This is a genomic window from Pedobacter sp. G11 (genome assembly GCF_003860265.1).
Classification (GTDB): domain Bacteria; phylum Bacteroidota; class Bacteroidia; order Sphingobacteriales; family Sphingobacteriaceae; genus Pedobacter; species Pedobacter agri.
This window is the reverse complement of the sequence record NZ_CP034190.1, coordinates 4,612,983-4,636,093: the sequence shown is the minus strand read 5'-3', so window position 1 is coordinate 4,636,093 and position 23,111 is coordinate 4,612,983. Positions and strand designations below refer to the sequence as shown.

The window sequence follows — 23,111 nt, the reverse complement described above, 5'->3', positions numbered from 1 at the left end:
AAGGCAAATAAAAATATCGTCGGCTACAGGGCTTAGCAGATGCTTCGCTATTTTTTCTTATTCACTTTATATAAATAATAAAGTCGACTTTCTGTTAGAAACACCAATGTATCATTGTCACTTTTAGGCTCATTAAGTTCCACACTATACACTGCCGTATGATCTTTTCTGTTATCCTGCTTAAAAAAAGTTTTTAGTTGATGTAATCTCAGTTGGTAATAATCGAGGTAGGTCTGCTCAAATTTTGGATCTAAAAGCGGGCCATTTCCTCCTCCACTTCCGGCAGTTCCACGTGTGAAAATACCAAAACCAGAATTAAAAGTATTGGCAACAATAATGCTACTATCTGGGGTGGATATATGATTGGCATTAGTTGGTTTACTTTGATCATCCCTAAACACATCATTGAAAAAGTTTTTACACAATATTTCAATACTTTCTTTATCAGAATAATAGAATCTATAAATTATCCCATTTCGATCTGTTTTTACGTATGATGAATTTCTATAGCCATCTCGTTGATCATCATCAAATGGATATAATTCATGAAGTCCATTTAGAATATTTGCAAGTTTTATATACTTTTCCTTAAAAAGGGCCTTTTCTTCACCAGATTTTACATCGATTTGCGTTTGTTTATCACCCTTACTATCCGTTTTTACCCCTCGCTCTGTTTTTGAATAAGTATCAAAGCTTTGATCTATTTTTATATTCCTGTATCGGGTAGGGATGCGTTTAAATGTTTTAGCATCATAAGCTGCAAATATCGATGAATCGTGACTGGTAGAATTCTCTGCAATTAAACGGTTATGGTATTCATCAATGTAAATCGTTGTATAATAACCAAGATCGATAACCAGTTTGCCTTTTCTGCTTAATACGCCATATGTGTTGTTTGCTGAATCTGGATTTTTATAGTAAATCAATAGCAAATCACTTTTAGGAATGGTGGTAAGATTTAAAATTTCCTTTTTGTCTAACTGTATTACTAAATCTTTGTTGGAATGATTTGGATATTCCGGCCACTCTTCATGCTTATCTTTTTGAGGTATTTTATAACCCCAGCAAAAACACATAAATATGATGAATGCGCATAACGCAGTACAAATTAAAATTCTTATTGCATATTTTTTCATGCCCAATAAAGATCATATCCCGAAGGAATAAATTAATTAACGGGATGAATTTAAAGGGATAATTCTTAATTAATAAGTAATTACCTGTTCTTCTAAATGTTCAGGTAAATCTCTGTAATTATATTTCTGACCACGCAATTGAGGTTCAAAGCCGGCGGCCCTGATTGATTGTTGAATACCATTGGCCGTGAAACGGTGTGGTGCACCCGCTGCTGAAACCACATTTTCTTCAATCATAATTGATCCGAAATCATTAGCGCCTGCATGTAAACATAGCTGGGCGGTTGTTTTACCAACTGTTAACCAACTTGCCTGAATATTTTTAACGTTTGGCAACATGATTCTGCTTAAGGCAATCATTCGGATATACTCATCAGCCGTTACATTGTTACTGATTCCGCGTAAACGTTTCAATAATGTTCCATCATCCTGAAAAGGCCATGGAATAAATGCCAGGAAGCCATTTGCGTCAGCAGGTTTTTCACTCTGTACCTGGCGAATCCAAACCAAGTGTTCAAAACGCTCTTCAATGGTTTCTACGTGACCAAACATCATGGTTGCCGATGTAGTAATATCCAATTGATGACAAGCTCTCATTACATCAAGCCACTCTTGGCCGCCACATTTTCCTTTAGATATCAAGCGGCGAACGCGGTCGTTCAATATTTCAGCTCCAGCTCCCGGAAGAGAATCCATGCCGGCATCTTTTAAGGTCTGCAAAACTTCAGTGTGCGAAATACCTTCCAGTTTTGCTACGTGTGCAATTTCCGGCGGACCTAAAGCGTGAAGTTTTAAATCAGGATATAATTCTTTTAGTTTTTTGAAGAGATCGGCGTAAAAAGCCAATCCTAAATCGGGGTGGTGTCCACCTTGTAACAGCAATTGATCACCGCCTAAACGAAAGGTTTCTTCAATCTTAACTTTGTAGGTTTCAATATCCGTAATGTAACTTTCATCGTGACCAGGTCTGCGGAAGAAATTGCAGAATTTACAGTTTGCAATACAAACGTTTGTGGTATTTACATTACGGTCTATTTGCCATGTTACTTTACCGCTCGGCACTTGGATTTTTCTTAACTCATTGGCTACAAACATCAATGATGCCGTGTCCGCATGGTGGTATAAATGTACACCTTCTTCAAGGCTCAAAAAATCAAAATGTAGTGCCCGCTGTAGTAAATCGGCTGTATTCATAGCACAAAGATAGTTAAAAGTCCTAAGTCTAAAGTCTAAAGTCGTCAGTGTTTAGTCAAACAATTGGCGATCAAATTAAAGTATTTTCAATCCCATCTTTTTTGTGTCTTCCATCCTACATTTTCCATCCAACATTTTACCCTAAAAGTATATCTTTACAGTTCTAAAAAATTATATGGTAGATTTTAATCGTTTTACACTTGCCAATGGATTAAAGGTTTTGGTTCACGAAGATCCAACAACGCCAATGGCAGTTTTAAATATTTTATATGATGTGGGTGCTCGTGACGAAAACCCAGAAAAAACCGGTTTTGCGCATTTATTTGAGCATTTAATGTTTGGAGGTTCTATCAATATTCCAAGTTACGATGAGCCATTGCAAAGGGTAGGAGGAGAAAACAATGCCTTTACGAGCAACGATATTACTAATTACTACATTACATTACCTGCCGAAAATATAGAAACCGCTTTTTGGTTAGAAAGTGACCGGATGTTGAGCCTGGCTTTCTCTGAAAAAAGTTTAGAAACGCAGCGTAATGTAGTAAGTGAAGAATTTAAGCAAAGGTATTTGAACCAACCTTACGGCGATGTTTGGTTAAAACTGCGTCCTTTAGCTTACAAAAAGCATTCATATCGTTGGGCAACTATTGGCAAAGAACTTTCGCATATTGAGCATGCCACTATGGAAGATGTGAAAGCGTTTTTTAAAAAGCATTACACACCACAAAATGCAATCCTGGTAGTTGGCGGAAACGTGAAAACTGAAGATGTAAAAAAACTTGCAGAGAAATGGTTTGAACCCATTCCGGCTGGCGAAAAATATGAGCGTAATTTAATTCAGGAAGCGCCTCAAACTGAAGAAAGATATGAAACGGTTAAAGCCAATGTTCCTTTGAATGCAATTTACATCGCATTTAAAATGCCTGGTCGTTTAGATCCCGATTACTATGCTTTTGATTTATTGTCTGACATCATGTCGAGAGGTCAATCTTCTAGACTATACAACAGCTTGCTCAAAGAGCAGAAATTATTTAGTGATATTAACGCATATATCTCAAGTAGTTTAGATCCTGGATTATTTATCGTAGAAGGTAAACTGGTTGAAGGTGTGACCATAGAACAGGCGGAGCAGGCAATTTGGGCAGAACTAGATAAATTAAAGGCAGAATTGGTATCAGATAATGAACTCACCAAAGTAAAAAATAAAGTTGAATCGGTGTTGGTGTTTTCAGAAATGAGTTTGTTAGATAAAGCAATGAATCTGGCTTACTATGAACTGCTTGGCGACGCAGCGTTATTAAATCAGGAAGCCGCCGAATTTCTGAAAGTTAACGCCGAAGATATCAAACGCATTTCGAACGATACCTTCAAAAAGGAGTCATCATCTACATTGTATTATTTAACTGAAGAAAATGCTTAACAGACAACAAGCGCCTGATTTTAAGCAGGTATCAACTATAAATTTCATCCACCCACAGCATAAACAACTAGAGAACGGTGTTCCTGTTTATATTGTATATTCAGGAGAGCAGGATTTGGTGCGAATTGAATTTTTGTTTAATAATGTAAACTGGAATCTGGAAAAACCTTTACAGGCTATTGCAGTGAGTGCAATGCTGAATAATGGAACCAGCAAACGCTCATCAAAAGAAATAGCAGAACAGATTGATTTTTATGGTGCATTTTTTCAAACTGAATATGCGCAAGATCAATCAACGGTAACGCTTTATAGCCTGAATAAACATCTGGCATCGGTTTTACCCATTGTTAAAAACGTGCTGAGCGATAGTCAGTTTCCACAGCATGAACTTGATCTCTATATTCAAAATCAAAAACAAAAACTACAGGTAAATCTTCAAAAAAACGATATTTTATCTCGAAAAGAATTTGCCCATGCGCTATTTGGAAACACTGCTTATGGGGTTGATATTCAGGCCAAACATTATGATGAACTGAAAAGGGAAGACCTGGTTGATTATTTTAAAGCGGCATATACCCCGAACAATTGTACTATAATCGTTTCAGGAAAGTTTGATGAGGAGAGTTTAAATTTACTTAACCAGCAGTTTGGAAATAATTGGGCAAGCAGTGATGCGGTTGTAAATAAGTTTACATTTGAAAATTCAAATAAGCAATATGTTTATAAGGAAAGACCGGAAGCTATTCAATCTGCCATTAGAATTGGTAAAATAGCGGTGAACCGTAAACACGAAGATTTTCCTGGATTACAGATTTTGAATACGGTTTTGGGCGGGTATTTTGGCTCGAGGTTGATGAACAATATTAGAGAAGATAAGGGATACACCTATGGTATTGGATCCGGCATTTCTTCTCTGCAAGATGCAGGTTATTTGTTTATTGCAACAGAGGTAGGTGCCGAGGTTTGTGCAGATGCACTTATTGAAATTTACAAAGAAATAGAGTTATTAAAAACCGAATTGGTTGGCGAAGAAGAGTTAACCTTGGTTAAAAACTATATGCTCGGTTCGATGCTTGGTAGTTTGGAGAATATTTTTTCACATGCAGATAAATTTAAAAATCTTCACTTTTTCGGTCTCGATTATGATTATTATGATCGGTACATCAATAAAGTAAAAAGTATCACCGCCGAAGAAATAAGAGATTTAGCCAACAAATATTTAACTACCGAAGAATTTACAGAAGTAGTAGTCGGGAAGAAATAGAATCCTTTAAGTTCACAACTGTTAGGGGCAATAATCAATTTTCAACTGGCAATTAACAGTTGGTAACTCTTAAGTGATTGATGAACCAAACGTATTTATTAAGGAGCAGCAATTTAATCTGCTCCTTTTTTTGTTACCGATATTGACAAAGATATGCTGTTTGTGTTTCTGCTTTAACGCTGAATGACGCATTCGAAGGTACCGTAAAATGATCGCCAGCGGCAACCGTAACCCAATTTTCAGTTTCAGGAAGTAGCACCAACAATTCACCCTCAATCACATGCATGATCTCTTTTTGTGCCGTACCAAATTTATATTCCCCAGGATTGATAATGCCCACCGTCGATTTTCCCTCTTTGGTTTCGTAGCCTAAAGATTTTACATTTCCTTCAAAATAAGTGTTTTCTTTTATCATGCTAAGTATTATAGAGTTTTGGTTAAAATCGCTTTCTGTTTATCAGCCTGAAAGATTTTTTTATAAAAGTCTACCAGTTCATTATATTTTTCCGGAGCATACTTTTTATTATTCATGGTTTGCGTACGGATGTAGGTAAGCGTATTATCTTTATTTGCAAATTTGGCGGAGTATGAACCAAATTCTGAAACGATGCTGATATCTTTCGGGATAAATTCTACCGAATAACCTTTAGGTAAGGTATAGCTAATTTCATCCTCATCATTATATCCAAAAGGAACAGCGAAGAATGTTTTCCTGTTGTCTACCTTCAACGGTACATGTTCTCGTCTGTTCACCTGGTTGATGGTTAGAAATATCTTTTCTCCTGATTTAGAAAAAATCTGATTGGTTTTAAAATTTAGCTCTTCGGTGATGATGGGCAAAGTTTTATCAGGCTGTTCATATTTAAAACTAATCATTTCATCGATAGGAATATTGCTATTTTCTACCAATCTTTTTCTTTGTTCTGATGGTTCTAGTAACATCATACGTTGATTTTCTTCAAATTGCGCATTGGCATATTTAGATTTCAGATTTAAAATGCCTGTCCCGTCTTCAGCGAGGGTAATTTTAGTTTTCCTGATTTGGTAATTATCCTTAGGCTGATAAGCAGGAGTGGTGATAATTTTTCCGCCTTTATCGGTAACAATCAGTACTTTTCGGTCGGCATTGCTGTAACCAATAAATCCCATGGGGTCATACTGGCTGGTGCATTCTAAAAAGGTAGTATCTTTTTCTAACGGAACACATAAAATCATATGATTAGCCTGCCCCATACTCGAATAATTAGGATTTAAACTCGGCATGTCATTACCAATAACAATAAGATTTGAAGCAATACCAGCTTCGTTTAGCAAAGCCTTCATGTAATTAGACAAAGCTTTGCAATCGCCATAATTTACCTGTGCAACTTTTTCTGCCAGAATAGGCCGGAAACCACCTATGCCAAGCTGTACACTTACGTAACGGGTATTTTGTTGCAAATGGTTGTATAAAATTCGGATTTTTTCCTGAGGTGTTTTCGCGTTGCCAATCAGGTTTTGCACCAGCGCTTTGGTGGCATCCGGAAGTTTATTTCCGCCTTGGTTAAGACTATACATCCATGAGCCAAAATTTTGCCAGTTATTAAAATTTCCGGTCGATCCATCGTACTCGAATTGATTTGGCGAAGCTTTTACCCAGGATGAAATATTATCTAAACCAATGCTTAACGGTTCACTTACCACTGCAGGTACCTTTGAACTTTTCCATCTATATTGAATTTTTTCGCCGATCGCAACAGAGTCAGTTTTTAGATTTGCACTTGTTAAATATCTGAACTGATAATTTTTGCTTTTCTGAATAGTGTAAACAGACTGCTCTACTGCTACGCCAAAACCTTTCAAATCTCGCCATGATGGTAAGGATAACAATCCTTTGTAATCTTTGCTATAGCTATATTCAATAGTGTAAGGATAATTTAAGCTTACAAATTTTAACAGCTTCATTCTATTATCTTCGAAGATTGAAAAATCAGAAATCAAGCTTTGATCTCTGATATCTGATGATTTGTAATCTTTAATTTTTTTTCCTGATGCATCGTACAGCGTAGCTTTTATATTGTATACGCTCGAAAACTTATCATATACTTCTGCCATTTCTGCAAAATCATCGCCTGCCTTGTTAAGGATGGTAATGGCTACTTTATAATCATACTGTCCTGATCCAAGAGATTTGATATCAAAAAATTGCTCCTCATTTCTAATAACAACAATGGCATCGCGTTTGAGATCCTCTGGGATCTTCGCAACATCATAATTTCCCTGCGCAGAAGATCTGATTAAAGCCGAAGCAAACAGACCGGTTAAAAATAAATACTTCATTATACCTTCTTTTTTAATACAATTTGTTCTGCCTGTTTCTCAACAATAGCTTTAAATAATGCTTTTAAGTCAAAATACTCTTCTGGTGTATACAAAGATTTATTGATGTTAATTATGCTTTTAACCATTAATGCATTGCCTTGCGTAACATAAGAAATGGAAAAGTCGCCATTATTATCTTGGAGCTTGTAAGCCCCACCTTTTGGCAATTTATCGATTTCATAATCTTCAGGGAAGTTCAGCGTCATCCGGTAAGTTTCCTTAAACGGAAAAGCAAAATCAACCGGAAATTTTCTTTCATCGTGTTTGAACAGATTTTCTTTTGTGCGCTCAAAAAGGAGAGGAGTAAAGTAGACCAGGTTTCCTGTTTCTTCGACGTTATCTTCAATAACCACATCCATCGACTCTGTTAAAAGCTCGTCCAGATTATCCAGGTTTTGAATTTTATAATTGCTCAGTTCTAAACCCGTTTTATCCTTTTTGAAATTTTTCAGGAATTCACTTTCACTGTTTGTTTTGCGGTATTTATCCCTCAAACTCAAAGCGGCATAACCTTTTGAATATTGGTTGATCTGGCCAACTAACTTATTCTCTTTATTTAAAGATAAGTTGTAAGCAAATGTTTTTTCATTTGCCCAGGTTGGTTCTGTTGATATCCAATTGCCAGAATAGCTTTTTAAATCCACATAAAATCCCTGATGACTTAAGCTTTCGCTATTGATCATTCCGATAGGTAAATCCTTGTCTGTGGCATCTAAAAAGTATGTTTTTCCGCCGATTTGTATCACCCCAATTACATTGTTAAAACCAGAAACAACCGGGTAGCCAGGATGTTCACCATTTTCTCTGGTGCTTAATAATACCGGGTAGGCGATAATTTTGGCTTCTTTAAGTAAGCTTAGTAAAGATAAGTTGATATCAGCAGACGAACCCGTTTTCTTCTCGAATATCGATTTTGGATTGATGGCATTTGTATAAATGTCGTAATCGTCATTCCATTTGACATTGTTTTTAACATAATTGAGAATAAGCTTTGTGCATAACAAAGTATCCTTTTCTCCTTTCAAAATTCCGGGAAGAACAGATTTTGCAAAACTGTTTTTGTTGATGAAAGCACCAAAATCTTCACGTTCGGCCAGGCCTGCAATAATCTTACCCCACGAGCCATTATAATCTCTGTAGATATCCTGAGGGAAGTTGGTACCTCTTAACTCGAAAGAAATTCTTGGTGTATAATCGTCCATGGTAGTTACGAAAGGCTCATCTTTTAATGCTGGCGCATTTTCGATAACATATTTATCATAAGTAGCAGTTGATGTTAAACCGGATACGTAGGTAGCGTTGATGGTTTCATGTACTGGGTGTCCAATTCGGTAATAACCACTCGTGTTGTGTTTGTAATCTAAATATTCTGGAATTTTCACATTATATTCAGACCAAAGTGTTGGTATATCAGATTGAAACTTCCAACCCCGAAGCGTAAAAATAAAATCGGACTTAATTCTGTACTTAAATTCGATCACAGAACCTTCTTTCACGTTTGGAAGTGCAAATTTTTTAATGCTGTAATTTTTGTTAAACTCCTCTGTAAACTTAGCATCCTTGTTAAGTTTGCTAATTACCATTTTGCCATCAACCATGTTATAAGTTGCAGCATCCATTGAACTCAAATCCTCTTTTGCAGCATTACTGTTTTTATACAATTGAATTTTAAAGTTAGCGAGGTCATAACCGTTTTTATTGAGGATTTTATATCGAATATGCCTTTCGAAGACATATACAAATCCACCCCCAGAGGAGCTTAATTCGAAATAGCAGTTGCCTACATCGAATAATTTAATTGCTGATGCTGCAGAATCAACACCGATTGCCTTTGCAGAAAATTCTGATGGCTCTATTTTCCCGAATTTAAATTCTTTTTTCGGGCTTTGGTTAGTTTGAGCATGCAGAGATATTGAGCTAGCGCAAAGCGCTACCATCAAAATTTTGAGAGCTGTATTTCGCATTATAGTTTGTTTGGTTACACAATAATAAAAACATTCTTAATCAGTTTGAAGCATTTTGAAAGATTTAATTTGTTAATAAAGAAATAACTTGAAATATTTTTAGCCAGGTTTACAATTTGTCAGCCAATCTCAATATTTAGCCATATCGTAATTTTCGCTTTCATTTTCCTGGATTTTTTGTATCTTTGCCTGGCAAATAATAAATCGTAATTTATTTGCTATGCAACTCGACTCCACAAAATTTATTGCTACAGGTTTAACTTATGACGACGTACTTTTAGTACCCGCATATTCTGAAATTCTGCCTCGCGATGTAAATACAGCCACTTTCTTAACAAAAAAAATTAAGCTTAATGTTCCATTGATTTCTGCCGCAATGGATACTGTAACAGAAGCTGAACTTGCCATTGCAATTGCGCAAAATGGCGGGATTGGAATGTTACATAAAAACATGACCATTAACAGACAGGCCGAAGAAGTACGTAAGGTAAAACGTTCTGAAAGCGGAATGATTCAGGATCCGGTTACGTTGTTGGAAACAGCTGTTGTTGCAGATGCCTTCAAAATCATGAAAGAGCATAAAATTGGCGGCATACCGGTGGTAAGTAACGATAATAAACTGGTAGGTATTATCACAAATCGCGATTTGCGTTTTCAAAAAAATATGCAGCGCCCTATTGCAGAAGTAATGACTAAAGAAAATTTAATCATTGCTCCTGAAGGAACAACATTGGTTCAGGCAGAGGAAATTCTTCAAAATCATAAAATTGAAAAATTACCTGTTGTATCTAAAGATGGTTATTTGAGTGGCTTAATCACTTTCAAAGATATTTCAAAAGTTAAAAACTATCCGGTGGCGTGTAAAGATGAGCGTGGGCGTTTACGTGTTGGTGCTGCAGTTGGTGTAACTGCCGATACTTTACAACGTGTTGATGCATTAGTTAATGCTGGTGTTGATGTAATTACCATCGATACTGCACACGGGCATTCGAAAGGTGTGGTGGATAAATTAAAAGAAGTGAAAGCCAAATATCCTGATTTGCAGGTGATTGTTGGTAATATTGCAACAGGAGCAGCTGCTAAGTTTTTAGCAGATGCAGGTGCTGATGCTGTAAAAGTAGGTATTGGTCCAGGTTCGATTTGTACCACCAGAATTATTGCAGGTGTGGGTGTACCACAACTGTATGCCGTTTATGAATGTGCCAAAGCCTTAAAAGGAACAGGTGTTCCGGTTATTGCCGATGGAGGTATCAAACATACGGGCGATATTGCAAAAGCTATCGCATCTGGTGCAAGTACAGTAATGGCCGGATCTTTATTTGCAGGAGTAGAGGAATCTCCGGGCGAAACGATCATTTACGAAGGACGTAAATTCAAATCTTACCGCGGAATGGGTTCTATCGAAGCCATGGAGCAAGGATCCAAAGATCGTTATTTCCAGGATGTAGAAGATGATATCAAAAAACTCGTTCCTGAAGGTATTGTTGGTCGTGTGCCGTTCAAAGGTACTTTAGCTGAAGTGATGTATCAATATATCGGTGGTTTACGAGCCAGTATGGGTTACTGCGGCGCTGCTAGCATTGAAGCATTGCAGGAAGCTCAATTTGTTCAAATAACAGCTGCGGGTATGCGTGAAAGTCACCCACACGATATTACGATTACGAAAGAAGCACCAAACTATACGAGATAAGTATAGAGTAAAAAGTAGAAAGTAAAAAGTATAAAGGTTTGGACTTAGCCGTCATTTTGACCACAGTCAGAAAATCTCTTTTAATTGCAATAAAGAAACGGGGTATCAGTACAGATAACCCCGTTTTATTTTTAAAGCTTAATTATAATGTTTTGTAAATGAACGTTATCATTAATGGCTACTGCAGTCCTGCCATCCGCTGTAGCCCTCGTAGGAAAACTCGGGGCTGCCGCTCCTGCCAGGTTTAGGTATCATAGCTTGTGCATTTCGGCCAACAATCTCAGCATTTTCCTCGTTCACGATCCAGTTTTTATCGATTTTCAAAAAGTTATTAAAACTCAAAAGACACCATGCCTGTTAGTGCTAGCAACATTATTATAAAATATTGTTGGAAAGCCGAGTTTTATTTAAATAAACTAAACCATTTCTTTCTTAAAAAAAACATCACACGTTTACAAAATTTAATAGAGTTAGATAACGATTAAAGAAATTAAGTCATTAATAATCCAGTTTAAAAAGTTAATTGCAAAATAAAATTTGGCAGTTGCTTTTTTTTAATATATTTGTCGACTAAATCCATAGATTTTATATAATTAAACATGAAACCGATCGCTCAAAAATCAAAAATATGTTGTTGTTGTACGCTTAGTGCCCAAATCAGACATTTCCGAATGGATAAATAATCAACTCTAAACCAGACATTTTTATATCATCATGAAACAAATTTTACTCATCTTATTTTCAATTATACTCTCAGCAAGTACTGGATTCGCTCAAAATACAGTAAAAGGAATAATAGAAGGTGCCAATGGCACAACAATACCAGGCGCAACAGTTACAGTACGGGGAACTAAAATTTCAACCATTACAGATACAAATGGCGCTTTTAACATTGATGCCCGGCAACAACCACCGTTTTATATCCGCGTAAGCTACGTAGGGTATAAACCACAGGATTTTCAAATTTTACAGCTCCAGGAAAGTCCGATAGAATTGACTTTAGTAGAAGATACCCAGCTTGATGAGATTGTGGTAACATCCAGGAGGCGATCGGAAGTTTTACAGGATGTGCCTATCCCGATCACCGTAATTGGCGGTCAGGCTGCAGAAAATGCAGGTGCTTTCAATGTAAACCGTTTGAAAGAATTAGTTCCTTCAGTTCAACTATATGCTTCAAATGCCAGAAATACAACTCTTAACATTCGTGGTTTAGGCTCTACATTTGGTTTAACCAACGATGGTATCGATCCTGGAGTGGGTTTTTACGTAGACGGCGTTTACCATGCTCGTCCGGCAGCAACCTCCACAGATTTTCTTGATATAGAACAAATAGAAGTTATCCGCGGTCCGCAGGGGACTTTATTTGGTAAAAATACAACTGCTGGTGCATTTAATATTACCACCACAAAACCAACTCAAACGCCAACCGCAAAAGTAGAAATGAGCGTAGGAAACTATAATTTCATTCAGGCCAAAACTTCAGTATCTGGAGGTGTAGCAAAAAACCTGGCGGCAAAAATCTCAATTTCGGGTACGCAACGCGATGGTACAATTTGGAATACACGGGAAGAACGAAAGTATAGTGGACAAAACAATTTGGGTTTTAAAGGACAGTTGTATTTTACACCTTCGGATAAACTCAAGGTTTTATTAAGTGGCGATGTCAGCATTCAACATCCGGCTGGGTACCCTTTGGTAATTGCAGGAGTTACGCAAACTGAAAGAAGTGCTTATCGCCAATACGCAAGAATTGTTTCCGATTTAGGTTATCAGCAACCTAGAATTGATCCATTTTCGAGGGAAATTAACACCAATACACCATGGAGACATAACCAGTCAATCGGTGGAATTTCATTAAACGTTGATTATAAAATTGGTGGCGGAACCCTAACTTCTACTACAGCATGGAGATTCTGGAATTGGGATCCTACAAATGACAGAGATTTTTCTGAATTGGCTGCATTAACCAAATCACAGGGCAATTCCCGTCATGATCAGTATTCGCAGGAAATTAGATATGCTGGTAACATCACCGAGAAACTAAGCGGTGTAGTAGGTGTATTTTTGCTGGGACAAAATTTGCAGGGTTTAGGCCAAACGGAAGAGGTAGGAAAAGACCAGTGGCGATTTGTGCAAACTGCTAATACAGGCGCTCAGGCTTTATATTCCACACCAGGTTTGTTAGATGGGTTCGGAATCAGAACTAACTCGACAATTAAATCTTTAAGTGCTGCGGTTTTTGGACAAGTTGACTGGGAAGTGTTAAAAAACTTACACGTGTTACCAGGTTTGAGATTTACCTACGACAAAAAAGATGTGGATTATGATCGTAATACTTACGGCGGTTTACAAACTACTGATGCGGCATTGTTAGCGCTTAAAGCGGCTGTTTATGCCAATCAACAGTTTACCACTAATGTTGACAATAACAATTTATCCGGAAATATTACGGTATCCTATCGCCCAACGCCTAAGTTAAATGCTTATGCAACTTTTTCTACGGCTTACAAACCGGTAGGTGTAAATGTGGGTGGTTTGCCAACAACCTCAAACGGACAAGCAGATTTATCAGTAGCTGTAGTGAAACCAGAATATGTAGAGCACTATGAATTGGGTTTAAAAACAAAGCCATTTAAAGGTGCAATTTTAAATGTTACAGCATTTAATACCGATATTAAAGATTATCAAACAAATGTTCAATCGCCGCAATTAGGTGTAAACAGGGGTTATCTGGCAAATGCTGAAAAAGTAAATGTAAAGGGTTTAGAGATTGATGGAACGTACCAATTAGAAAGATTTTTAACTTTAAATGCGGCATTGGCCTACCTTGATGGTAAATATGTAACCTTTACCAATGCGCCACTTCCATTAGAAGAAACTGGCCATACAGAAATCATAAATGGTGTGGCTACGCAAGTGGCATTCAAAGATGCATCGGGTGGTCGATTGCCGGGTATTTCTAAATGGAACGTATCTGGAGGTGCGGAGTTTAGTACACCAGGAAATTTAGCCACTAAACCTGGTCGTTATTTTATTGCAGGTGATGCGAGTTATCGTTCAACTTACTCTTCAAATCCTACGCCATCAAGTGTGTTAAATGTTCAAGGTTATTCGTTATTGAATGCCCGTTTAGGATTTAAGTCAGATAAGTTTTCAATATTTGTATGGAGCAGAAATATTGCCAATAAGAATTATTACGAACAATTGCAGGCTGCTGCAGGTAATTCTGGCTTATACGCCGGTGTCCTTGGCGATCCGAGAACTTACGGCGCAACTTTCCGGTACAGTTTCTAATTTCTCTCACATATATAATAGTCAGGAAAGGGTAGTGAAAGCTACCCTTTTTTTTATACGAGTTTATTTATCGCATCTAAGGATAATGACAAATAAGGTGTAACAGCATTGTGTAGAATTAGTATTTACAGAAAGCTGATAAAATATTAACTTCGTGAAAATTTTTTAAATGAATAAACTTAATTCTGTTTGCGTTTACTGCGGATCAAATTTTAATGGAGACCCGGAATTGCGCAAAGCGATTAAACAATTAGCCGATGTTCTGGTAAAACAAAACATTAAAATGGTTTACGGCGGTGGAAGTGTAGGGGTGATGGGTGTAATCGCTGATGATATTTTGCAGGCTGGTGGTACGGTAACAGGTGTAATTCCTCAGTTTTTAATGGATAAAGAAGTTGGGCATAAAGGGGTAACTGAAATGATTATCACAGAAAATATGCACCAGCGTAAACAAAAAATGGCCGATTTAAGTGATGGGTTTATTATTTTGCCCGGAGGTTTTGGCACCCTCGAAGAGTTTTTTGAAGTACTTACCTGGCTTCAGTTAGGGTTGCATAACAAACCAATTGGCGTATTGAATGTAAATGGTTTTTACGATCCTTTGTTTGCACAAATGGAAATGATGGTGCAAAGCAAATTTTTGAAATCAGCTAACCGCGATTTGGTTTTTAATGAAGCCGATGCCGAAGTTCTTGTGGATAAAATGGATCATTTTTCTGCCGTTCCCGATGAAGTTTGGTTCAGGGATAGAAATTTAACTTAAGAATTATTAATTTCATATAAACAATTTTAAACACGGCCAATCGTAAATACTGGCGAAAAGATATTTCCAATGCAAATCATTACTTCACACGCAGAGTTCGAACAATATTTAGGAAAGGAACTTGGAGTTTCATCATGGCATACCATTACGCAAGAACAAATTAATAAATTTGCCGATGCTACACTCGATCATCAATGGATTCATACAGATGAAGATAGGGCAAAGAACGAAGGGCCGTTCGGCGGTACCATTGCACACGGATATTTAACACTTTCATTAATCCCATTCTTATGGAAAGAAATAGTAGATATCCAAAACCTAAAAATGGAAATTAACTATGGTATTGAAAGTTTGAAGTTTGCGCAACCCGTTTTGGTTAACAGCAATATCAGACTGAAAGCCAAGTTGGCTTCAATTGTGAACTTGCGGGGTGTGACCAAAGTTCACATGGCCATAGAAATGGAAATTGAAAATCAGAAGAAACCTGCTTTTACAGGCGAAGTGGTTTTCTTGTATCACTTCATTACAGCTTAACTTCTGGCACAGAAATAAATCAAAGAGGTTATTCTTTTTTGAATTTTTTCTTGATGAAACCCCCAAGTGATTCGTCTTCTAATTCTTCAAGTGTGCTGAGTTCCAACTCCAGGGCTTTGGTGCTAATCTGAATTTCGATTAAAGAAATGATTAATGATATCATAAAAAATATCAGGCTCAAAGCAAATAGAATTTCGGCCATAACATTCCATTCTAAATAAATAAAGAACATGCAGAACAAACAAAGGCAAAAGCTCAACACCCCAAAAGCCTGCATGTTTTTGATCAATCGCAATCTGTAGCGCAGGTTTTTAATCTGGTTCTGTAATCCAACATTTCTTTCGGTTTCTTCATATTTAGCTTTCAAACTTCTAACCAGTGCTGCCAAAGCCAGAAAACGATTAGTATAGGCCAGCATAATTAAACTAATTGCAGGAAATAATAAAGCAGGAATGTTTACGGTGAGTTCCATTAGATGAGATTTACCCAAAAATATTATTTTAAATGGATATCTGTTGATTTAACCGCAAAGGTTGCTAAATTTTCTGCGTAGTGTGGTTTTTAGTCCAGCACAAAAAGAGCGACGACGCCTTTAACATCAGAACTGAATAATAGATCCTTCTCTTTGAGATTAACCGCAAAGACACTTAGATTTTCACAATATAGCACCAACTTATGATGACTATCTCTTAATACTGGATTTAAATTTTTCTAAATGATCCGCTGTGCCATTTTCTTTGGATTTTTTGGGTAGAATAACTTTGTACACTTTCTAGCTAAAATGAAGGTTAGACCAGAAACCAATTCGGTCTCCACGATTTTTCTAAAATTAAATTTAAATTGCCTCCATGAATATCGAATTCAACAAAAACGAGGATATAAATAAACAGTTGGTTTACGAACTGAGAACGAAACTTAAAAAGATCTATCAGGGTGGTGGTGAAAAAAATGCCGCTAAGCAGAAAGAAAAAGGAAAGTTATTGGCTCGTGAGCGCATCGCATACCTCATCGATAAAGACTCAGACTTTTTAGAGGTTGGTGCTTTTACCGCCGATGGAATGTATGCCGAGCAAGGTGGTTGTCCTGCTGCAGGTGTAGTTTGTGGAATCGGTTACGTGAGCGGCCGGCAGTGTATGATTGTAGCCAATGATGCCACTGTTAAAGCAGGTGCATGGTTTCCAATGACGGCGAAAAAAAATCTCCGGGCCCAGGAAATTGCAATGGAAAACCGATTGCCTGTGATTTATCTGGTTGATAGTGCCGGCGTATATCTACCCATGCAGGACGAGATATTTCCAGATAAGGAACATTTTGGTAGAATGTTTCGCAATAACGCAATCATGTCATCGGAGGGGATTGTTCAGATCTCAGCCATTATGGGGGCTTGCGTAGCAGGTGGCGCATATTTGCCCATCATGAGTGATGAAGCGATGATTGTGGATAAAACCGGTTCTGTGTTTTTGGCGGGCTCTTACCTGGTCAAATCTGCCATAGGTGAAGACGTCGACAATGAAACCCTTGGTGGTGCAACCACGCATTGTGAAATTTCGGGTGTTACTGATTATAAACATCCTAATGATCAAGCCTGTTTAGATAGCATTCGCAATATTATGAGCATGCTTGGGGCATCTGAAAATGCCGGCTTCGATAGAATAAAGCCTGCAAAACCTAAAGCTAAAGAAGAAGAATTATATGGTATTATTCCCGAAAACAGGGATAAACAATACGAAATAATGAATATAATCAACCGTTTGGTTGATGGTTCTGATTTTGAAGAGTATAAACAGGGCTATGGACAAAGCATTGTTTGCGGCTTGGGCCGTATTGATGGTTGGGCTGTTGGAATCGTGGCCAACCAACGTAAAGTAGTCAAATCAAAAAAAGGAGAAATGCAGTTTGGAGGCGTCATCTATTCAGATAGCGCCGATAAAGCCAGCCGTTTCATTATGAATTGCAATCAGAAAAAAATCCCGTTGGTGTTTTTACAGGATGTGACAGGATTTATGGTAGGAAGCCGTTCGGAGCATGGCGGAATCATTAAAGATGGTGCTAAAATGGTCAATGCTGTAGCAAATTCTGTGGTTCCTAAATTTACCATCGTGATTGGAAATTCATATGGTGCGGGTAATTATGCCATGTGTGGTAAAGCTTACGATCCAAGATTAATCTACGCCTGGCCGACAGCAAAAATAGCTGTAATGGGTGGGGCTCAGGCAGCGAAAACATTACTCCAAATTCAGGAAGCTTCACTAAAAGCGAAAGGCGAAGTAATTACTCCGGAGAAAGAAGCTGAAATGCTGAAAGAAATTACAGATAAGTACGATAATCAAACCACACCATATTATGCCGCATCAAGGCTTTGGGTTGATGGTATTATCGATCCTTTAGAAACCAGAAAAGTGATTTCGATGGGCATTGAGGCTGCAAATCAATCGCCAATCACAAAAAAATTTAGTGTAGGTATTATTCAAACTTAATTAAGCCTCAACATTTAAAAAAAAATAACTCAACAACCTATGTTCGGACTATTCAGTAAAAAAAATAAAGGCGTAACCGTATATGATAACATTTGGATTTCAGAGGAAGCGAAATTTCGTGCTTGCCTGGAGATGAATAAGGCCGACCCTACAACCGTGTTTATTGCCTGGTTCGAAGAAACCAGAAGCGCATTGGAGAATTTTTTCAAGAGAAATAGTGTTGCAAAGCAGATTCATTTAGCGGATCGCTTGAATGCAGATTTTGCAGATAAGGAACTGATATTCGTAGAACATCATCCATTAGCTAGCGAAGAACAGCGCAAAGCAACAGAATTGGGTAGAAATGAAATTACAGTTTTATCTGCTTTATCAGAGCCCTTATTTCGATTGTTTAACGGTGATAAGATTATCGAGATGATGAAAAAAATGGGAATAAACGAGGATGAAATGCTTGAAAATGGAATGATCACTAGTTCGATAAGAAAGGCTCAGGAAGAAATTGCCAAAAAGACAACAATTAGTGGTTCATCCCGATCGCAGGCAGATTGGCTGCTAAATGCAGGAATAGGTCAACAATTCAGTTAAATACCATCGACTTAATATGAAAACTTATGTTTTAGGTCTGCTGATCAGTTTAAATAGTATCTGTGCTTTTGCTCAAAAACTGAATAAAATCCATCAGGAAGCCATCTTGATTGATACTCATGGCGATATTCTTTTCAATCAAATTAAATCAGGAATCGATATTGGAAAACTTCAGCCAAAAGGAAATTTCGATTTAGTTCGGGCAAGGCAAGGTGGTTTGGATGTTCAGTTTTTCTCCATTTGGTGCGATGAAACTGGCGGTTATGCTATCGCCAATCAACAGATAGATTCGCTCTACAGTCTAATTAGGAAATATCCTGATAAGATTCAACTGGTAACAACGGCTCAACAATTAGAAAATGTAGTTAAAGGCCAAAAGTTAGCTGCAATGATTGGTGTTGAGGGCGGGCATATGATTGAAAATCGGTTGGATTATATCGATAGTTTGGCCAAACGAGGAATGTCCTATCTTACGCTTACCTGGAACAACAGCACATCCTGGTCGAGCTCAGCAACAGATGAAACATCTGGAAAAGTCAAAGCTGAAAATGCCGGATTAAATAACTTTGGGAGGCAGGTTGTTCAACGATTAAATAAATTGGGCGTGCTGGTCGATTTATCACACGTAGGCGAAAAAACATTTTATGATGCTATTGCCACAAGTACAAAACCCATAATTGTATCTCACAGTTGTGCTTACAGTATAAACCCTGTTCCCAGAAATTTGAAAGACGATCAGATTAAAGCTGTTGGAAAAAATGGCGGCGTAGTCTGTATCAATTTTTACAGTGGTTTTTTAGATCCGATTTTCGGTAGTAAACAAAAAGCTTTCCTCGCTAAGCATGATAAAGAATTAAGGTTGCTGTCCGCCAAATATGGTAGGAGTAATGCCATTGATACGCTAATATCTAGTCATCAAACTGAAGCTGATGCTATCCGGCCGGCTGTAGCTTTGATTGTTAAACATATTAATCACGTTGTGAAATTAATTGGAATTGATCATGTAGGTTTAGGCGCTGATTTTGACGGGGCAGAATCTTTTCCGTTGGGTATGAATAGTGTAGCAGATTATCCGAAAATCACAGCAGAACTGATAAAAAATGGATATTCAGAAACAGATATCAAGAAAATTCTCGGCGGTAATGTGGTTAGGTTAATTAGAGCGAGTAGAGGGAGTTGAATTAAATTTAGGATATTAAATTTCTTCGATACTGGAAATGGCGACTAGTTTGATGTTAATAAGTAAACTATGTTGACAATGCCCACTTGTCAACAAATGTTTTATGCGTTAAATTTGCACTACAATTAATGAATTTCAAACACACGATATAATGTCACAAGAAAACGAACACGTTCAGTGTTTAATCATAGGTTCTGGTCCGGCAGGTTACACAGCAGCAATTTATGCAGCCAGGGCAGATTTAAAACCAATTATGTACACCGGAATGCAAGCCGGTGGTCAGCTAACACAAACTACTGATGTAGAAAATTTCCCTGGTTACCCGCAAGGCATTATGGGGCCTGAAATGATGGAGGATTTTCGTAAACAGGCAGAACGTTTCGGCACCGACATCCGTTTTGGCTACATCAGTTCGGTAGATTTTTCTTCAACGCCGCATAAAGTTGTGGTTGATGAAATTAAAACCATTACTGCAGATACTGTAATTATTGCAACTGGTGCAACTGCAAAATGGTTGGGGTTACCAAGCGAACAACAATATAATGGATTTGGTGTTTCAGCTTGTGCAGTTTGTGATGGCTTCTTTTTCAAAGGGCAAGATGTTGCCATTGTAGGCGCTGGTGATACAGCTGCTGAAGAGGCAACTTATTTGGCTAAATTGTGTAAAACAGTGCACTTGTTGGTTCGCCGTGATGAATTCAGAGCTTCAAAAGCAATGGTTAGTCGTGTTTTGGCTACGCCAAATATCGTTGTGCATTACAATACTGAAACTCAGGAAATTTTGGGAAATGGTAAAAATGTTACCGCTGTAAAAGTAATCGATAACAAAACAAATATTTCTTCTGAAATTCCGGTTGAAGGCTTCTTTGTTGCTATCGGTCACAAGCCAAATACCGATATTTTTAACGGGCAGTTAGATATGGATGAAACTGGCTATTTGTTAACAAAACCGGGCTCAACATTAACAAATGTAGAAGGGGTTTTTGCTTGTGGTGATGTTCAGGATATGTATTATCGCCAGGCAGTTACTGCTGCAGGTTCAGGATGTATGGCGGCACTCGATGCTGAACGATACTTGGCCGCAAAAGAGCACCCGGTAGAAGCTTAAAATAATTTATACCTCATAAAAAAAGAGAAATCAATACGGTTTCTCTTTTTTTATGGAATCTTATTTTCCATCAGAATTCGAAGATTTTCAATCAGGCAAACGTTTGTTTTTAATTGTAACAAAAAAGTGAAATTACGGATGGGCTTGGAATTTCTATCTTGTATCAAATAACCTAAAGTCATCTTAAAAAACAAAACATGAACAAAGCATTATCGATTTTTATTGGAGTATTAATCAGTACAAGTGCATTTGCGCAGAGCGATCCCAACCTCGGAATCATACCTGCACCCGTATCCATTACCCGGGCAAATGGTAATTTCATTTTAGATAAATCAACAGTATTGATAAATCAAAGCATCGATGGCGCAAAATCGGCTGATTTATTGAACGCATTTATTGTAAACAAAGCTGGTTTTGCTTTACGCGAAAGTAAGGTTCCTCAGCCCAGTCAGAAAAGTATTCTGTTAACTTCAACCGGTTCAGATAAATTACCTGCTGAAGGTTATACCATCAAAGTTACGACTAACCAGATCACGATTGTAGGAAAAGGTGCCGGCTTGTTCTATGGCGTTGAATCGGCTATGCAAATGATGCCAGATAAAATTGCTGATAAAATCACCATTCCTGCTGTAACTATTGAAGATTATCCTCGCTTTAGCTATCGCGGAGCAATGCTCGATGTATGCCGTCATTATTTTCCACTTTCATTTATTAAAAAATATATCGATCACCTGGCATATTACAAAATCAATACTTTTCATTGGCATTTAACAGATGATCAGGGTTGGAGATTAGAAATTAAAAAATATCCAAAATTGACAACCGTTGGTTCTTCCAGGAATGGATCCATAATTGGTAACTACCCTGGTAACGGTAATTACTTAACACCAGTTAAAGGTTTTTACACCCAGGATGAAGCGAAAGAAATCGTTAAATATGCCGCAGAACGTTTTGTAACGGTTATTCCTGAAATTGAATTGCCAGGTCATGCTTCTGCAGCAATTGCTGCCTATCCTGAATTAAGTTGTTTCCCTGATCGTGATACTTTTGTGAGCGATAAAACGCCTTGGGCTGGTTCAAGAAAAGGAAAGCAAGTACAACAAACCTGGGGCGTTTTTGATGATATTTTTGTGCCATCGGAAAATACTTTTACCATGTTGAATAATATACTGGATGAGGTAATTGCAATTTTCCCTTCAAAATATATTCACATTGGCGGCGATGAGGCACCAAAAACCTATTGGAAGGAATCTCCATTTTGCCAAGCTTTAATGAAAGAAAAAGGTTTGAAAGATGAACATGAGTTGCAAAGCTATTTTATTCAAACCATAGAAAAACACGTAAATGCTAAAGGCCGTTCGATTATCGGTTGGGATGAAATTTTAGAAGGCGGTTTAGCACCCAATGCAACTGTAATGAGTTGGAGAGGAGAGGCCGGAGGCATTGCAGCGGCGCAACAAAATCACGATGTAATTATGACACCCGGATCAATGGGTTTGTATATCGACCATAAACAATCGAATTCGCCTGATGAACCGGTAACCATTGGCGGTTTTGCACCTTATCAAAAAATATATGCTTACGATCCCATTCCAAAAGTTTTAACAGCTGATCAGCGTAAATACATTAAAGGTGTTCAGGCAAATATGTGGACAGAGTATATCAAAACGCCAGAAAAAGCAGAAAACCATGCTTTTCCAAGATTATTGGCCTTATCAGAAATTGCCTGGAGCCCGGTTGAACGCAAAGATTTAAAGAACTTCTCAGAAGAGCGTTTACCAAAACATCTGGCTCGTTTAGATCAGATGAACATTAACTATTGGGTGCCAACACCAATTGGTCAGAGCGATAAGGCTTTATCTGGCGGTGATTTCACTATTGATCTGAAAGCTCCGGTTAAAGGTTCGAAAATTTATTACTCGCTGGATGGTTCACGACCTTCGGAGAATGCATTTTTATATACTTCACCAGTAAAGGTAACTGTGCCACAAGGAGAAAAAAGATTATTAAGAACCATTGTGATTGCACCAAGCGGAAAAAGAAGCGTAACCACTGAAACGCTTTTAAACAACGGTGCTCCTGAAGATAAAACTCCAACCAAGAAGTAATAAATCGCTTGCATTGAAAAACTAAAATCATTA

At 37.6% G+C, this 23,111-nt stretch carries 18 protein-coding genes and 1 pseudogene; 12 read left to right on the top strand and 7 right to left on the bottom strand.

Annotation, left to right across the window (positions count from 1 at the left end; translation table 11 throughout):
• Positions 1-47: 47 nt before the first annotated feature.
• Both EA772_RS19870 and EA772_RS19865 read right to left on the bottom strand, forming a co-directional pair.
• A complete protein-coding gene (locus tag EA772_RS19870; RefSeq protein WP_124914665.1) occupies positions 48-1,136 on the bottom strand; it encodes a DUF1963 domain-containing protein in 1,089 nt (362 codons plus the stop codon).
• A 69-nt stretch (positions 1,137-1,205) separates the two neighbouring features.
• A complete protein-coding gene (locus tag EA772_RS19865) occupies positions 1,206-2,330 on the bottom strand; it encodes a CofH family radical SAM protein (protein WP_010601817.1) in 1,125 nt (374 codons plus the stop codon).
• Positions 2,331-2,505: 175 nt separating this feature from the next.
• Here EA772_RS19865 and EA772_RS19860 point away from each other — a divergent pair, with 175 nt between their 5' ends.
• Positions 2,506-3,750 carry a pitrilysin family protein gene (locus tag EA772_RS19860; protein ID WP_116167901.1) on the top strand — a complete coding sequence of 415 codons (1,245 nt, stop codon included), beginning with the start codon at positions 2,506-2,508 and terminating at the stop codon, positions 3,748-3,750.
• On the top strand, positions 3,743-5,014 hold the full coding sequence (locus EA772_RS19855) for a pitrilysin family protein (protein ID WP_124914664.1): 1,272 nt from the start codon (positions 3,743-3,745) through the stop codon (positions 5,012-5,014). The genes EA772_RS19860 and EA772_RS19855 overlap by 8 nt, the downstream gene beginning before the upstream one ends.
• Before the next feature lie 133 nt (positions 5,015-5,147).
• Here EA772_RS19855 and EA772_RS19850 read toward each other — a convergent pair whose 3' ends face one another.
• From EA772_RS19850 to EA772_RS19840, 3 genes are read right to left on the bottom strand one after another with little or no spacing between them, the layout of a single operon-like run.
• Positions 5,148-5,429, bottom strand: a complete 282-nt coding sequence (locus EA772_RS19850) for a pyrimidine/purine nucleoside phosphorylase (protein WP_010602545.1) — start codon at positions 5,427-5,429, stop codon at positions 5,148-5,150.
• Positions 5,430-5,437: 8 nt separating this feature from the next.
• Positions 5,438-7,333: a DUF3857 domain-containing protein gene (locus EA772_RS19845; protein WP_124914663.1), complete on the bottom strand. Its 1,896-nt coding sequence runs from the start codon at positions 7,331-7,333 to the stop codon at positions 5,438-5,440.
• Positions 7,333-9,339, bottom strand: a complete 2,007-nt coding sequence (locus EA772_RS19840; RefSeq protein ID WP_124914662.1) for a DUF3858 domain-containing protein — start codon at positions 9,337-9,339, stop codon at positions 7,333-7,335. Before EA772_RS19840 ends, EA772_RS19845 begins: the two co-directional genes overlap by 1 nt.
• A gap of 220 nt (positions 9,340-9,559) precedes the next feature.
• Here EA772_RS19840 and guaB point away from each other — a divergent pair, with 220 nt between their 5' ends.
• Positions 9,560-11,029: an IMP dehydrogenase gene (gene guaB / locus EA772_RS19835; RefSeq protein ID WP_010602543.1), complete on the top strand. Its 1,470-nt coding sequence runs from the start codon at positions 9,560-9,562 to the stop codon at positions 11,027-11,029.
• A gap of 714 nt (positions 11,030-11,743) precedes the next feature.
• Positions 11,744-12,406, top strand: a pseudogene (locus EA772_RS22495) (TonB-dependent receptor plug domain-containing protein); the annotation flags it as partial.
• 384 nt (positions 12,407-12,790) lie between these two features.
• On the opposite strand, the gene EA772_RS22490 reads toward EA772_RS22495, so the two are convergent.
• Entirely contained in the window at positions 12,791-12,859 is a 69-nt protein-coding gene (locus tag EA772_RS22490) for a hypothetical protein (RefSeq protein WP_371683173.1), read from the bottom strand.
• On the opposite strand from EA772_RS22490, the gene EA772_RS22485 reads away from it, so the two are divergent.
• The 3 genes from EA772_RS22485 (at position 12,833) to EA772_RS19820 (ending at position 15,620) form a co-directional block, all read left to right on the top strand.
• Positions 12,833-14,323, top strand: coding sequence for a TonB-dependent receptor (locus EA772_RS22485; RefSeq protein WP_371683172.1), 1,491 nt, complete (start codon positions 12,833-12,835; stop codon positions 14,321-14,323). The genes EA772_RS22490 and EA772_RS22485 overlap by 27 nt on opposite strands.
• A gap of 169 nt (positions 14,324-14,492) precedes the next feature.
• Positions 14,493-15,086: a TIGR00730 family Rossman fold protein gene (locus tag EA772_RS19825; RefSeq protein WP_010602541.1), complete on the top strand. Its 594-nt coding sequence runs from the start codon at positions 14,493-14,495 to the stop codon at positions 15,084-15,086.
• Between the two features lie 69 nt (positions 15,087-15,155).
• Complete coding sequence (locus EA772_RS19820) at positions 15,156-15,620, top strand: MaoC family dehydratase (protein WP_116167907.1); 465 nt, start codon at positions 15,156-15,158, stop codon at positions 15,618-15,620.
• Between the two features lie 28 nt (positions 15,621-15,648).
• On the opposite strand, the gene EA772_RS19815 is transcribed toward EA772_RS19820, so the two are convergent.
• Positions 15,649-16,092 carry a DUF2721 domain-containing protein gene (locus EA772_RS19815; RefSeq protein ID WP_124914660.1) on the bottom strand — a complete coding sequence of 148 codons (444 nt, stop codon included), beginning with the start codon at positions 16,090-16,092 and terminating at the stop codon, positions 15,649-15,651.
• Between the two features lie 376 nt (positions 16,093-16,468).
• On the opposite strand from EA772_RS19815, the gene EA772_RS19810 reads away from it, so the two are divergent.
• The 5 genes from EA772_RS19810 to EA772_RS19790 all read left to right on the top strand — a co-directional run bounded on the left by EA772_RS19810 (position 16,469) and on the right by EA772_RS19790 (position 23,078).
• Complete coding sequence (locus tag EA772_RS19810; RefSeq protein ID WP_124914659.1) at positions 16,469-18,097, top strand: acyl-CoA carboxylase subunit beta; 1,629 nt, start codon at positions 16,469-16,471, stop codon at positions 18,095-18,097.
• Between the two features lie 39 nt (positions 18,098-18,136).
• Positions 18,137-18,682: a hypothetical protein gene (locus EA772_RS19805; RefSeq protein WP_124914658.1), complete on the top strand. Its 546-nt coding sequence runs from the start codon at positions 18,137-18,139 to the stop codon at positions 18,680-18,682.
• A gap of 16 nt (positions 18,683-18,698) precedes the next feature.
• Complete coding sequence (locus tag EA772_RS19800) at positions 18,699-19,862, top strand: dipeptidase (protein ID WP_124914657.1); 1,164 nt, start codon at positions 18,699-18,701, stop codon at positions 19,860-19,862.
• A gap of 151 nt (positions 19,863-20,013) precedes the next feature.
• The gene (trxB, locus tag EA772_RS19795; RefSeq protein ID WP_010601986.1) at positions 20,014-20,970 is read left to right on the top strand and encodes a thioredoxin-disulfide reductase; all 957 of its coding nucleotides are present in this window, start codon (positions 20,014-20,016) and stop codon (positions 20,968-20,970) included.
• Positions 20,971-21,167: 197 nt separating this feature from the next.
• A complete protein-coding gene (locus EA772_RS19790) occupies positions 21,168-23,078 on the top strand; it encodes a beta-N-acetylhexosaminidase (RefSeq protein ID WP_124914656.1) in 1,911 nt (636 codons plus the stop codon).
• The last annotated feature ends 33 nt before the right edge of the window (positions 23,079-23,111 follow it).